Source organism: Acidovorax sp. JHL-9, assembly GCF_000426205.1.
Lineage (GTDB): Bacteria > Pseudomonadota > Gammaproteobacteria > Burkholderiales > Burkholderiaceae_C > Acidovorax > Acidovorax soli.
Genome location: NZ_AUEX01000024.1, coordinates 17234 through 30595 on the forward strand (window position 1 = coordinate 17234; position 13362 = coordinate 30595).

Consider the following 13362-nt stretch of genomic DNA (forward strand, 5'->3'; position numbering starts at 1 on the left):
CTGCGGCGCCCGCTTTGCAGGCACTGCAGGGCCGCCCCTGCAGCGGATCAGTTGCGAAACAGATCGAGGATACGACCGCGTTCTTCGGGCGGGGGCGGTGCCTGGGGTGCCACCGTCGATGAGGCGGAAGGCTGACTTGCCAGTCCCACGTTCGCAACGCCTGCGTTGCGCGCGAATTCTTCATAGAACCACTCGCCGCCCACATTCACCACGCCGGGTGGCACAGTGGCTTCCATCACTGGCACCCCCTTGAGGGCCTGTTCCATGAAGTTGATCCACACCGGCAAGCTCAGCCCGCCCCCGGTTTCGCGGCTGCCCAGGTTACGGGGTTTGTCGTAGCCAATCCAGGTCACTGCGGTCAGAGTGGGCTGGTAGCCCGCGAACCAGGCGTCCACAGAGTCATTGGTGGTGCCGGTCTTGCCATGCAAGTCGGGCCGTTTCAGGGTGGCCTGCGCTCTGGCGGCCGTTCCTGAGCGCGCGACTTCCTGCAGCAGGTTGTCCATGATGAAGGCATTTCTTGCCTCAATGGCGCGTGGCAGTTCGCTGGCAGCGGGAGCCGGGTTTTCGGAAATCACGCGGCCTTTTTGGTCGGTCACGCGCGTGATCAGCCAAGGGTTGACGCGGTAGCCACCATTGGCAAATACCGAATAGGCAGACGCCATCTGCAATGGAGTGACCGAGCCCGCACCCAATGCCATGGTCAGGTAGGCAGGGTGCTTCTCTGCCTCGAATCCGAACCGGGTCACCCAATCCTGTGCCGTCTTAGGGCCCACCGCCTGCAAGATGCGGATGGAAACCATGTTCTTGGATTTTGCGAGGCCCGTGCGCATGGTCATGGGTCCATCGTATTTGCCGTCGTAGTTCTTGGGCTCCCAGGGCTGACCACCAGTGACGCCTGCATCAAAAAAGAGCGGGGCGTCATTGATGACGGTGGCCGGAGTAAAGCCCTTCTCCAGTGCCGCGGAGTAGATGAATGGCTTGAAGCTGGACCCTGGCTGGCGCCAGGCCTGGGCTGCGTGGTTGAACTTGTTCTTGTCAAAGTCAAACCCGCCCACCAGCGCCTTGATGGCGCCACTGCGCGGATCCAGCGCAACCAGGGCGCCTTCCACCTCGGGCAATTGGGTGATTTCCCAGGCGTTCTTGGGCGTCTTGACAACGCGGATGACAGCGCCACGCCGAATCTTGATGTTGGGTGGCGCTTTGTCGCTCAGACCGGACTGTGCAGGCTTGAGCCCGTCGCCCGTGATCTCCAGCGTGTCTCCATTGGCGCGCGCTGCCACAATCTTGCGTGCAGTGGACTCCAGCACCACGGCGGACATGACATCGCCATTGTCCGGATGACTGGCCAGTGCCTCGTCAATCGCGTCCTCCACATCCTCCGGGGCTCTGGGGAGATCGACGAACTGTTCTGGGCCGCGGTACTGCTGGCGTCGCTCATAATCCATGATGCCACGCCGCAGGGCCGCGTAGGCGGCATCCTGGTTGGCTGCGTTCAGCGTGGTGTACACGTTCAACCCGCGGGTGTACGCCTCATTGCCGTACTGGCTGAAGATCAGTTGCCGCACCATCTCGGCGACATATTCGGCATGGACACGGGTGTTGTCCTGCCCTGATCGGATCTTGACTTCTTCCTTCTTTGCGGCCATCGCTTCCTGGGCCGTGATGAAGCCGTTCTCTTCCATCCGTTCAATGATGTAGAGCTGGCGCACCCGGGCGCGCTTGGGGTTGCTGATGGGGTTGTACGCAGAAGGCGCCTTGGGCAGGCCTGCCAGCATCGCCGCTTCCGCAATGGACACCGACTTGAGCGGTTTGCCGAAATAGGCCTCGGATGCAGCCGCAAATCCATAGGCACGATTGCCCAGGTAAATCTGATTCATATAAATCTCGAGAATCTGGTCTTTTGTGAGCAAATGTTCGAGTTTGAATGTCAGTAATATTTCGTAAATTTTCCGCGTAAATGTTTTTTCAGGTGAGAGATAAACATTGCGCGCCACTTGCATTGTGATGGTCGATGCGCCCTGGCTTTTGACGCGTCCCAGATTGGCAAGGACTGCACGCAGCATGCCTTTGTAATCAACGCCACCGTGCTGAAAGAACCGGGTGTCTTCGATGGCCAGCACAGCATCTTTCATAACGGTGGGAATTTCCCCGATGGGCGTCAGGTTGCGGCGCTCGTCACCGAACTCCCCCAGCAATGCGCCCTCCGACGAGTAGACCCGCAGCGGCAGCTTGGGTCTGTAGTCGGCAAGGTCGGACACGTCGGGAAGATTCGGGTAGGCCATGGCGAGTGCCACACCAATGGCCAGAAGCAAGGCCAGCGCGCCCGCCAAGCCGAGTCCGCCGGCCCAGAGAACGGCGCGAAAAATCCAGCGCAGCCAGCCAGAGCTTTGGGTGTCCGTCGAGGCGGCGCGTTTGCGGGGTTGTTTTTGGGTGGGCGGCGGCGTCATATCGCTCCGGAAGAAAGCGACATTATAAAAACGGCGGCTTCCGATGGGGTCATTCAGGAAGCCACATGATCTTACGGCTACCCACGGTTGCGCGCGAACGCACCCAAGACACTACTGGGTGGTCAACAAGCGTCTGCTTTTGACAACGTTCAAAACAATGCACGCGGCCAAAACGCTTTGCTGGTGAAGTACCTTACTGATAGCATTCATGTGAAATGTTAAGTTTTGTTGCTTTATGTTGGCAAGTTACAGGAGACCAATCTTGATCTCTACGGGGTCTTTTTTTAGTCGCCAGTCCGCTCCGTTGCTAGGTATCGACATCAGCTCTTCCAGCGTCAAGCTGGTGGAGCTAGGGCATGACAAGGCCGGTAACCTGGTGCTTGAGCGTTGCGCGATTGAGCCGCTGGAACGTGGGTGGATTACAGACGGTAACATCGAAAAATTCGATGAGGTTGCGGATGCGTTGCGCCGGCTCATCAAAAAGAGCGGCACACGCACCAAGAACGTTGCCTTGGCATTGCCTCCATCTGCCGTGATCACCAAGAAGATCACGCTGCCTGGCGGGATGACCGAGCAGGAGCTCGAGGTCCAGGTCGAGTCCGAGGCGAACCAGTACATACCCTTCTCGCTGGATGAGGTCAGTCTGGACTTTTGCGTGATCGGCCCCAGCAAAAATGCACCCGGCGACGTGGATGTATTGATTGCTGCCTCGCGGCGTGAGAAGGTGCAGGACCGGCAAGGACTTGCCGAAGCGGTGGGGTTGAAGCCCGTGGTCGTAGACATCGAATCGCATGCCTCCAGGCTTGCTGCTGGCCGTTTGATCGAAGCACTGCCCAATAAGGGTGTCGATGCGCTGGTGGCATTGTTTGAAGTGGGTGCGCTCACGACGAGCATGCAGGTCATCCGTAACGAAGAAGTCTTGTACGACCGCGATCAGGCTTTCGGTGGGGCGCAACTGACCCAACTCATCGTGCGCCAATACGGTTTTTCCGTCGAAGAGGCCGAGAGCAAAAAACGCAATGGCGACCTTCCCGAAGACTATCAAGTGGCCGTACTTCGGCCCTTCGTGGAGAGCATGGCCCAGGAAATTGGCCGAGCGTTGCAATTCTTTTTTACCAGCACACCGCACAACCGGGTTGATCACATCATGTTGGCGGGTGGCTCGGCGCCGCTGCCTGGCTTGACGGAAGCGGTCACCCAGCAAACCGGTTTTGCTTGCAGTGCCGTCAATCCGTTTGATGGCATGGAGATTGGAAGTTCCGTCCGGCTGAAAAAAATGGTGCGTGAAGCTCCGTCGTATCTCACTTCATGTGGTTTGGCTATGCGGAGGTTTCTGCAGTGATATTGATCAATTTGCTCCCGCATCGGGAGGCTGCACGTAAACGCAGGCGCGAGGCTTTTCAGGCAACGATGTTTGCATCGTTTCTTCTGGGCCTTGCTATCGCTGGGGCTATCTATTGGTGGTTCCAGGTGATGATTACGGAGCAGCAAGAGAAAAATAGTTTTCTTCAAGGTGAAATCAAGGTCCTTGAAGGACAAATCAAGGAAATTGCATCCATTGAAGAGGAAATTGCTGCTCTGCGTGCAAGGCAAAAGGCCGTGGAAGATCTGCAGTCTGACCGCAATCTGCCCGTGCATTTGCTGAACGAGCTTGTCAGGCAATTGCCGGATGGTGTCTACATCACCAGCATGAAACAAGATGGCCAGACCATTTCCATGCAGGGCATGGCGCAATCCAACGAGCGTGTTTCGGAAATGCTGCGAAATCTCACCAACAACACCCCCTGGTTTTCGAAGCCGGAGCTGGTGGAGATCGTGGCCAGCAATGTGGCATTGACTCCGCGGGACCAGCGCCGTGTGGGTGCTTTTAATTTGAGGTTCCAGCTTGTGAGATCCAGCGAGGCTCAAAAGGCCATGGATGCTGCTAGTTCAGCTGTTGCTACGTCGGCTGGAAAGTAACGTATGGCAAAAAAACAACCCTCAAAGATCAATTTCGCTGCGCTGCAGGGAGATCTTCAGCGGCAGTTCAAAAATCTGGATACCAAAGACCCCTCTCTTTGGCCCATTTTGCCCAAAATTCTGCTCTGCGCATTTATTGCCATCGGTGTTGCCGTTGTCCTCTGGTTCGTGCAATTGACGGATTATCAGGCGGAGCTGGAGATGGAGCGTGGCAAGGAAATCGCACTTCGTGAGGACTACACGAAAAAGCTGGTGAAGGCCGTTAGCCTTGAAGCACTCAAGAAGCAGCGGGAGCAGATTCAGCAATATGTGATTCAACTTGAAAAGCAATTGCCCAGCAAGGCCGAAATGGCAGCCTTGTTGTCCGATATCAACCAGGCAGGGTTGGGGCGGAGCTTGCAATTCGACTTGTTTCGACCTGGTCAAATCGTCGTCAGGGACTATTATGCAGAGCTTCCCATTGCCGTCAGGGTAACGGGAAAATACCATGATATGGGGTCATTCGCTTCGGATGTGGCGCATTTATCACGTATCGTAACTTTGAATAATATTTCCATTGTTCCTGCGGGTAAGGAAGCCGGTATATTGTCCATGGATGCCACGGCGCGAACTTTCCGTTACCTCGATCCTGAAGAAATTCAGGCGCAAAAGAATGCTGGAGGTAAGAAATGATGTGGGCCGGCCGTTTGGTTTTATTATGTTGTGCCGTCATCCTGTACGGTTGCGGTTCGGCGGAAGAGGATGAGTTGCGCCAATGGATGGCTGATCAGCGGGCCAACACCAAGCCGCAGATTACCCCCCTTTCCGAGCCCAAGCAGTTTCAGCCGCAAGCATATACGGTGGAGAATGGTGTCGAGCCGTTTAATCAGTTGAAACTCATGCAAGCACTGCGGCGGGATTCGGTGCAAGTGGCCTCCAACGCCACATTGATTGCTCCTGAAATGGCGCGCAGAAAAGAGCCGTTAGAGGTTTTTCCCCTGGATGCCATGGCAATGGTCGGTAGCCTGAACAAGACCGGAACGCCCACGGCGCTACTCAAAGTAGATAATTTGTTGTACCAGGTCCGGGTAGGAAATTACCTTGGCCAAAATTATGGAAAAATCATCAAGATTTCCGAAACGGCAATTAGCTTGCGCGAGATAGTTCAAGACGCCACGGGAGATTGGATAGAGCGCACCGCTTCGCTTGAACTGCAGGAGGGAAAGAAATGACAACGAAAAATATCTGGGTAATGAACCGCTGCCGAAATGCCATATTTGCAGTAGTGGGCACGCTGGCAGCAGCGGCTGCCATGGCGCAAAGTGCGATCGAAGCTGTCACAGGCACGACGCAAGGCGGTGCAGAGGTTGTTCGTGTTGAACTATCGCAGCCCCTCTCTGCGGTACCGACTGGCTTTGCAATTCAATCACCAGCGCGTATCGCGCTGGATTTTCCTGGAACCACCAATGCAATGGGACGGTCCGTTGTCGATGTGAATCAGGGAAATTTAAAGTCCATCAACGTCGTACAAGCTGGTGATCGGTCTAGGTTGGTTCTGAATCTCAAACAGCCAACCTCCTACCAGGCGGAACTGCAGGGCAAGACGCTGCTTATTTCTCTGTTGCCTGTAAACACTTCGGTAGCAGCCTCGCAGCAGTCCAATGCCACGATGTTTGCCGCAAGCGGCGGCAGCGACACGCTTCCTTTGAAGGATGTTGATTTTCGCCGGGGCGCAGATGGTTCTGGCCGCATCATCGTTAGCCTTGCCAATAGTCAGGTGGGCGTAGATCTGCAACGGCAAGGCAAAGGGCTGAATGTCGATTTTCTCCGCTCGTCCTTGCCAGAAGGGCTGCGCCGGCGCCTTGACGTGACAGATTTTGGGACACCCGTTCAGTTGGTGACGACCTCCCAGCAGGGTGATCGCGTTCGCATGGTCGTAGAGCCCGTTGGAGAATGGGAGCACAGCGCCTACCAAAGCAATAATCAATTTGTCGTGGAGATCCGCCAGAAGAAAGTTGATTTGACCAAGTTGACCCAGGGGCCTGGCTATAGCGGTGAAAAACTCTCGCTGAATTTCCAGAACATTGAAGTCCGCTCCCTGCTGCAGGTCATTGCCGATTTCACCAATTTCAACATCGTGACGTCCGACACCGTGACGGGTTCGCTCACGCTTCGGTTGAAGGATGTTCCATGGGATCAAGCGCTCCAGATCATCATGGATGCCAAAGGTTTGGGCATGCGAAAGTCCGGGACCGTGCTGTGGATTGCACCGAAAGATGAGATCGACGCGCGGACCAAGAAGGATTTCGAAGCCGCTTTGGCGATTCAGAAATTAGAACCATTGAAGACGCAGGCTTTCCAGCTGAACTACGCCAAAGCGGCAGACATGATTACTCAGCTGACAAACAGTTCGAGTAGTAGTGGTAGTAGTGGTACTTCCACGCGATTCTTGACAGAGCGGGGGAGTGCCATTTCTGAGCCGCGCACGAATCAGCTTTTTGTAACTGACACGCCCAGCAAACTGGAAGAAGTCCGCCAGTTGCTGCTGACTCTCGACGTGGCAGTGCGCCAGGTTCTTATTGAGGCGCGAATTGTGGAGGCCCGTGATACTTTTGGTCGATCTCTGGGGGTGCGACTGGGCGCCGCGGATCTGCGTGTAAATCAAGCCGGTACTGGAGGAGTTGGTTATGGAGTTGCTGGTAACCGCGCTACATTTGGTACCAGCTACAGCAATGCAGTTGCTTCGACTCTTGGCACTACGGTGAATACAAACGGAAACTTTGTCAATCTGCCAGCAAGTTTGTCAAATGTCAGCAGTGTGGGGAGTTTCGCTCTCTCCATTTTCAATTCTGCCGCCAACAGGTTTCTGACGCTCGAGCTTTCTGCCATGGAAGCGGACGGTAAGGGCAAGATTGTATCGAGTCCACGGATCATTACTGCGGACCAAACCAAGGCCCTGATCGAGCAGGGTACGGAATATCCATATTCGATTACAGCGCCCAATGGTGCTACCACATTGGCTTTCAAGAAGGCTGTCCTGAAGCTGGAGGTTATCCCTCAAATAACACCTGAAGGCAATATCATTCTCGATTTGGATATCAATAAAGACAGTCGTGGTGAGACAACGACTCAAGGTGTCGCCATTGATACCAAACATATCAAGACACAGATATTGATTGAGAATGGCGGAACCGTCGTGATTGGTGGTATTTTCGAGATGGAGGAAACCAATCAAGAGAATAAGATTCCAGTGCTGGGCGATGTTCCTGTTTTAGGTAATTTGTTCAAGAGCAGGACGAAGGAATCCTCTAAGCGTGAAATGCTCGTCTTTATCACGCCGAAGGTCATTTCTGATCGCGGGCCAGTCCGGTAAATAGTACTTGCAAAAGGAGCCGTGGAGCCACCCGGTTCTTCAGGCTGATCTGTGCGGTTCTGTTGGTGATTTATCGCAATGGAACTGCAGGCTGGCAGTTGGTTATTTTCAGAGACCGATTGCAAGGGTTGGATCTTGCTTGCATTGCAGTATCAGACGGTTACTGAAGGGCTTAGAGCCTGTTGACGATCTCGCAGGGGATCGCGTTGGAGAGCAATCGCCCGATTTCGCTCCAACCCTTGGGGCAGCGGTCTTTGCGGACGGTCTGCGGCGTTGCGGCGCTTGTGGATAGCCGGGCTATCCACTGCGCACCGCGCCTGGCATTCCATCCCGCATCATCTTGCGTTAGCCTTTGATGGATTGAATGCCGGCAGCGCGCCGGCATTTTTTTCGTGCCACGGCGCGATATACCGCATCAGGTGAAAAATGTTCTGCAGGGAATCCACCGCCCGATACTGTGTCTGGTTGGCCTGCATATCGTGCTGCGTGCGGCGCTATTTCAGGATCGTCACGCTCAATTTTTCGTGAAAATCTTGCGCTGGTTGTTGATGGGCGGTCGTGGTGGGTTGGTAGATGGGCGTCACGAAGAAGAGGAGGGCTCGATTGCATGGATCGATGGCCTGTGTTTTTCTGTGGCCTTCCGTGGTCGGTCACATTGGCTGTGCCGTGGGTCGATGGCATGTGCCGCCGGACCGGTGCTTGGCCTGCCCTAAACTAGCCAGACCATGTCCACAGTCAATACACTCCCAAATTCAGCACTGCATCCCACTTCCATGACATCGCCGGTTGCTTCGCCAGGTGTATTTCGGTCGGAGGCAGCGCGAAAACCGAGCCAGGAAGCGGTTGTCATTGACTTGGGTGAACGCAGCTACTCCATCGCGATTGGCCCAGGCCTGCTCGGTACGCCTGCGACCTATACCGCGCTGCCTGCCGCTGCCGCTGCCCTCATCGTCAGCAACACCACCGTAGCTCCGTTGTACGGCGATGCCTTGCGCGCCGCACTGGCGCCGAAGTACGCGCAAGTGCACCTGGTGGTGCTGCCCGATGGTGAGGAGCACAAAAACTGGCAGACCCTGAACCTGATTTTTGATGCCCTGCTGCAGCATGGTTGCGACCGCAAGACCGTGCTGTTCGCCCTGGGCGGCGGTGTTGTCGGCGACATGACGGGCTTTGCCGCCGCCAGCTACATGCGCGGTGTGCCCTTCGTGCAGGTGCCCACCACCTTGCTGGCACAGGTCGATTCTTCGGTGGGGGGGAAGACGGCCATCAACCATCCGTTGGGCAAGAACATGATCGGCGCGTTCTACCAGCCGCAGTTGGTGGTGTGCGACCTGGCCACACTCGATACCCTGCCGCCGCGCGAGCTCGGCGCTGGTTTGGCCGAGGTCATCAAGTACGGGCCGATTGCCGACATGGACTTCATGGCCTGGCTGGAAGACAACATGGATGCGCTGCTGGCCCGCGACCGCCAGGCGCTGGCGCATGCCGTGCGGCGCAGTTGCGAGATCAAGGCCTGGGTGGTGGGGCAGGACGAGCGCGAGGCCGGGCTGCGCGCCATTTTGAACTTTGGCCACACCTTTGGCCACGCCATCGAGGCGGGCATGGGCTACGGCGCATGGCTGCATGGCGAGGGTGTGGGTGCTGGCATGGTGATGGCGGCCGAGCTGTCGCGCCGGCTGGGTCTGGTGGACGATGCGTTTGCGGCACGCTTGAAAGCGCTGGTGCAGCGTGCTGGGTTACCCCTGCGCGGGCCGGTGCTGGACGCTGGGGACAATGCCGGCCGCTACCTGGAACTGATGCGCGTGGACAAGAAATCCGAGGCGGGCGAAATCCGTTTCGTGCTGATCGACGGGCCGGGCCAGGCCTGCGTGCGCGCCGCGCCCGACGCGCTGGTGCGCGAGGTGATTGACGCGTGCTGTGCTTGATTGCGATGGCAATGGCGCCTGCATGCCAGTGAATATCCTCCACTTGCGGCCTGTTTGATGCTCGGTCAAGGCTTGGCACACTATGCCTGCGATCCCGCGCACACCCGTGGACGCAGGCACGCAGAAGCGCCGGCGCCCACGCGCACCGACTACCAGCGCGACCGCGACCGCATCGTGCACTCCTCGGCATTCCGCCGGCTGGTGTACAAGACCCAGGTGTTCCTGAACCACGAGGGTGACCTGTTTCGCACGCGGCTCACGCATTCGCTGGAGGTGGCGCAACTGGGGCGTTCGATTGCGCGGTCCTTGTGCATAAACGAAGACCTGGTCGAGGCCATTTCGCTGGCCCACGATCTGGGCCACACCCCCTTCGGGCACGCCGGGCAGGATGCGCTCAACGGCTGCATGCAGGCCCATGGCGGGTTCGAGCACAACCTGCAGAGCCTCAGGGTGGTGGACCGGCTGGAAGAGCGCTATCCCGACTACGACGGCATCAACCTCACCTTCGAGACACGGGAGGGGGTGCTCAAGCATTGCTCGCAGGCCAATGCGCTGCGGCTGGAGGCCGCTGAACCGGGCGGGGTGGGCGGACGCTTTCTGCGCAAGGAACAGCCCAGCCTGGAGGCGCAGCTGTGCAACCTGGCCGATGAAATTGCCTACAACGCGCACGACATCGACGACGGCGTGCGTTCGGGCCTGATCACGCTGGACCAATTGGCCGAGGTGGCGCTGTTTGAGCGTTACCGCCGGGTGGCCGAGGCCGAGCACCCGCACCTGGTGGGCGCAGCGATGGAGCGGCGCCTGCTGTATGAGACCATCCGGCGCATGCTCAGCGCGCAGGTGTATGACGTGATCGACGCCACCCGTGCCGCGCTGACCGATGCCGCGCCACGCAGTGTGGCCGATGTGCGCCGGGCCCCGGCGCTGGTGGGGTTCAGCGCCCCCATGCGGGCCCAGTCCTCAGAGCTGAAACGCTTTCTGTTCAAGAACCTCTACCGCCATCCGCAGGTGGTGGAGACCACCGGGCGGGCGCAACGTGTGGTGACCGGGCTGTTTGCCGCGTACATGGCCGAGCCCGGGGAGATGAAACCACGCTTTAGCCAGCAGGCGATGGCGGGCGAGCCTGCGGTCCGTGCCCGGGCGGTGGCCGATTTCATTGCCGGCATGACCGACCGCTTTGCGGCACGCGAGCACGAACGCCTGACCGGTCTGCGTCTGCTGGGCTGACGTGCCAAGAGCGCGCCCGCTGCGGGGGCAGTGGCAGCGGGCCGGTAAAATTGGCCTCCCTTTTGTCGCCGTCCGAATCGATCTGCCATGAACCTTGCCGCCCCTGCGTCGCCCCCCGCACCTTCAGAACGGGCCGACTTGGTGACGGCGGACATGGTGCGCTGGCTGGAGCGGGCGGTGATCGGGCTCAACCTGTGTCCCTTTGCCAAGGGCGTGCATGCCAAAAGGCAGATTCACTATGCTGTGAGCGCCGCCACCGATTCCGCAGCACTGGCGCAGGATTTGCGGCGCGAGCTGGCCGACCTGGCCGCAACCCCCGCGGAGGTGCGCGACACCACTTTGCTGATGGCGCCGGACTGCCTGCAGGATTTTCTGGAATTCAACGATTTCCTCGACGTGGCCGAAGGTGTTCTCCAGGCGTTGGACCTCGATGGAGTCCTGCAGATTGCCAGCTTTCACCCCCAGTTCCAGTTTGCCGGAACGGACGTGGACGATGTCACCAACTGCACCAACCGCGCGCCGTATCCCACCTTGCACCTGCTGCGCGAAGACAGCATCGACCGGGCGGTGCAGGCTTACCCCGAAGCGGAGGCCATCTACGAACGCAACATGCAAGCGCTGGAGCAGCTGGGCATGCCGGGCTGGCAGGCACTGGAGGTGGGGGCCAGCGTGGGCACGACGGCTGCCGCATCGCCAACGTCCAAGGACCTGGCATGAAGGCCGCGCACCACAAGACAGCCGGCAAGAGGGTTCCTGCGGCCGGCGCAGAGCTGTCCGAGCTGCGCCCGGGGCAGTCCATCGAGCTGCTGAAGGAGCTGCACATCCTCACGCGCGAAGGGCGCTTGAACCAGGATTCGCGGCGCAAGCTCAAGCAGGTCTACCACCTGTTCAATTTCATCGAACCCCTGCTGCAGGAGCTGTCGGAGGGCGGGCGCAGCCCCACGCTGGCCGACCATGGCGCGGGCAAGTCGTATCTGGGCTTCATCCTCTACGACCTGTATTTCAAGGCGCTGGGGCGCGGCCACATCTATGGCATCGAATGGCGTGCCGAGCTGGTCGAGAAATCGCGCGCGCTGGCCGAGCGGCTGGGGTTCGGGCGCATGTCCTTCCTGAATCTTTCGGTGGCCGCATCCACCGGTGCGGCGGAGCTGCCCGAACGCATCGACGTGGTGACCGCGCTGCACGCCTGCGATACCGCCACCGACGACGCCATTGCCTTCGGCCTGCAAAAGCAGGCGCGTGCCATGGTCCTCGTGCCCTGCTGTCAGGCCGAGATGGCGGCCTGCCTGCGCCAGGGCAAGGCGCTGCAACTGGCGCGCACGCCGCTGGCCGAGCTGTGGCGCCACCCGCTGCACACGCGTGAACTGGGCAGCCAGGTGACGAATGTGCTGCGCTGCCTGCACCTGGAAGCCAGTGGCTACCAAGTCACGGTGACCGAACTGGTGGGCTGGGAGCACAGCATGAAAAACGAGCTGATCATTGCGCGCTATACCGGCCAGAAAAAGCGCAGCGCCCAGGAGCGGCTGCGCGCCATCCTGCGGGAGTTCGGTCTGGAGCAGGCGATGGGAGCGCGGTTCGGGCTGTCAGCGGATGACATCGCCGTGCCACAAGACTGATCCGTGCCCCCTCTTTAATGGGGGTCAGACTCCCATTAAGATTCCGGTTCCCTCATTTTCAGGAGCCCGCCATGGCCCGCTTGCCCCGTCTCACGCTTGCGGGCTATCCGCACCACATCATCCAGCGTGGCAACAACCGCCAGGCGATCTTTGTGGACCGGCAGGATTTCGAGACCATGCTGGCGCTGCTGGCCGAGAACGCGCAGAAGTTTGCGGTGGCCATTCACGCCTACGTGCTGATGGACAACCACTTCCACTTGCTGGCCACACCCGCCACCGCCGAGGCGCTGCCGCTGATGATGCAGGCCGTGGGGCGCAGTTATGTGCGCTATTTCAATCAGCGCCATGGGCGCAGCGGCACGCTGTGGGAGGGGCGCTACCGCTCCACGCTGATCGAGAGCGAGCGCTACCTGCTGGCCTGCATGGTGTATATCGACCTGAACCCGGTGCGCGCCGGCATGGTGGCGCAGCCGGGCGCCTGGCCCTGGTCCAGCCATGCCCATTGCCTGGGGCAACGCATCGACAAACTGGTCACGCCGCATGCCTTGTACTGGGCGCTGGGCAACACCCCGTTTGCACGCGAGGCAGCTTACGCCGCGCTGGTGCAGGCGGGGATTGGCAGCGGCGAGCAGGCGGCGCTGACCGATGCGGCGCTGCGTGGATGGGCGCTGGGCGATGCGGATTTCGTGGCGGAGCTGCAAAAAAAATCTCTCCGCAGAGTTGCGAAAACCAGACCGGGGCGCCCCAAACTGACAAAAAAGTTACCAGTCAATTAGGCATTCAGTGCTTTACATATAAGTATTAAATGCTATTAAATTTGATTTGTCCCTTATTTA

At 58.7% G+C, this 13362-nt stretch carries 12 protein-coding genes; 11 read left to right on the forward strand and 1 reads right to left on the reverse strand.

The genetic code is table 11. The features are described 5' to 3' along the window. Positions 1-47 precede the first annotated feature (47 nt). Positions 48-2447: a penicillin-binding protein 1A gene (locus tag K225_RS0114730; RefSeq protein WP_026437116.1), complete on the reverse strand. Its 2400-nt coding sequence runs from the start codon at positions 2445-2447 to the stop codon at positions 48-50. Between the two features lie 262 nt (positions 2448-2709). Between K225_RS0114730 and K225_RS0114735 the strand changes: the two genes are divergently transcribed. The 11 genes from K225_RS0114735 to K225_RS0114780 all read left to right on the forward strand — a co-directional run bounded on the left by K225_RS0114735 (position 2710) and on the right by K225_RS0114780 (position 13302). After that, complete coding sequence (locus tag K225_RS0114735; protein WP_026437117.1) at positions 2710-3789, forward strand: pilus assembly protein PilM; 1080 nt, start codon at positions 2710-2712, stop codon at positions 3787-3789. Further along, the gene (locus tag K225_RS0114740) at positions 3786-4406 is read left to right on the forward strand and encodes a PilN domain-containing protein (protein ID WP_026437118.1); all 621 of its coding nucleotides are present in this window, start codon (positions 3786-3788) and stop codon (positions 4404-4406) included. Before K225_RS0114735 ends, K225_RS0114740 begins: the two co-directional genes overlap by 4 nt. 3 nt (positions 4407-4409) lie before the next feature. Continuing rightward, positions 4410-5078 carry a type 4a pilus biogenesis protein PilO gene (locus tag K225_RS0114745; RefSeq protein ID WP_026437119.1) on the forward strand — a complete coding sequence of 223 codons (669 nt, stop codon included), beginning with the start codon at positions 4410-4412 and terminating at the stop codon, positions 5076-5078. Next, entirely contained in the window at positions 5075-5617 is a 543-nt protein-coding gene (locus tag K225_RS0114750) for a pilus assembly protein PilP (protein ID WP_034712881.1), read from the forward strand. Before K225_RS0114745 ends, K225_RS0114750 begins: the two co-directional genes overlap by 4 nt. Next, complete coding sequence (gene pilQ / locus K225_RS0114755; RefSeq protein WP_026437121.1) at positions 5614-7758, forward strand: type IV pilus secretin family protein; 2145 nt, start codon at positions 5614-5616, stop codon at positions 7756-7758. The genes K225_RS0114750 and pilQ overlap by 4 nt, the downstream gene beginning before the upstream one ends. A gap of 419 nt (positions 7759-8177) precedes the next feature. Beyond that, on the forward strand, positions 8178-8471 hold the full coding sequence (locus K225_RS22260) for a hypothetical protein (RefSeq protein ID WP_155885286.1): 294 nt from the start codon (positions 8178-8180) through the stop codon (positions 8469-8471). Between the two features lie 60 nt (positions 8472-8531). After that, a complete protein-coding gene (gene aroB / locus K225_RS0114760; protein ID WP_081679701.1) occupies positions 8532-9683 on the forward strand; it encodes a 3-dehydroquinate synthase in 1152 nt (383 codons plus the stop codon). Between the two features lie 57 nt (positions 9684-9740). Then, positions 9741-10910 carry a deoxyguanosinetriphosphate triphosphohydrolase gene (locus K225_RS0114765; RefSeq protein WP_026437123.1) on the forward strand — a complete coding sequence of 390 codons (1170 nt, stop codon included), beginning with the start codon at positions 9741-9743 and terminating at the stop codon, positions 10908-10910. A gap of 87 nt (positions 10911-10997) precedes the next feature. After that, complete coding sequence (locus K225_RS0114770; protein ID WP_026437124.1) at positions 10998-11627, forward strand: DUF1415 domain-containing protein; 630 nt, start codon at positions 10998-11000, stop codon at positions 11625-11627. Further along, complete coding sequence (locus tag K225_RS0114775) at positions 11624-12526, forward strand: SAM-dependent methyltransferase (RefSeq protein ID WP_026437125.1); 903 nt, start codon at positions 11624-11626, stop codon at positions 12524-12526. Before K225_RS0114770 ends, K225_RS0114775 begins: the two co-directional genes overlap by 4 nt. Positions 12527-12597: 71 nt before the next feature. Continuing rightward, on the forward strand, positions 12598-13302 hold the full coding sequence (locus K225_RS0114780; protein ID WP_026437126.1) for a transposase: 705 nt from the start codon (positions 12598-12600) through the stop codon (positions 13300-13302). Positions 13303-13362: the final 60 nt, after the last annotated feature.

What these genes read in the sequence shown, in the direction of transcription:
- K225_RS0114730 (WP_026437116.1), bottom strand. Translation starts at nt 2,447, where the DNA reads ATGACGCCGCCGCCCACCCAAAAACAACCCCGCAAACGCGCCGCCTCG.
- K225_RS0114745 (WP_026437119.1), top strand. Translation starts at nt 4,410, where the DNA reads ATGGCAAAAAAACAACCCTCAAAGATCAATTTCGCTGCGCTGCAGGGA.
- K225_RS0114750 (WP_034712881.1), top strand. Translation starts at nt 5,075, where the DNA reads ATGATGTGGGCCGGCCGTTTGGTTTTATTATGTTGTGCCGTCATCCTG.
- pilQ (WP_026437121.1), top strand. Translation starts at nt 5,614, where the DNA reads ATGACAACGAAAAATATCTGGGTAATGAACCGCTGCCGAAATGCCATA.
- aroB (WP_081679701.1), top strand. Translation starts at nt 8,532, where the DNA reads ATGACATCGCCGGTTGCTTCGCCAGGTGTATTTCGGTCGGAGGCAGCG.
- K225_RS0114765 (WP_026437123.1), top strand. Translation starts at nt 9,741, where the DNA reads ATGCTCGGTCAAGGCTTGGCACACTATGCCTGCGATCCCGCGCACACC.
- K225_RS0114770 (WP_026437124.1), top strand. Translation starts at nt 10,998, where the DNA reads ATGAACCTTGCCGCCCCTGCGTCGCCCCCCGCACCTTCAGAACGGGCC.
- K225_RS0114775 (WP_026437125.1), top strand. Translation starts at nt 11,624, where the DNA reads ATGAAGGCCGCGCACCACAAGACAGCCGGCAAGAGGGTTCCTGCGGCC.
- K225_RS0114780 (WP_026437126.1), top strand. Translation starts at nt 12,598, where the DNA reads ATGGCCCGCTTGCCCCGTCTCACGCTTGCGGGCTATCCGCACCACATC.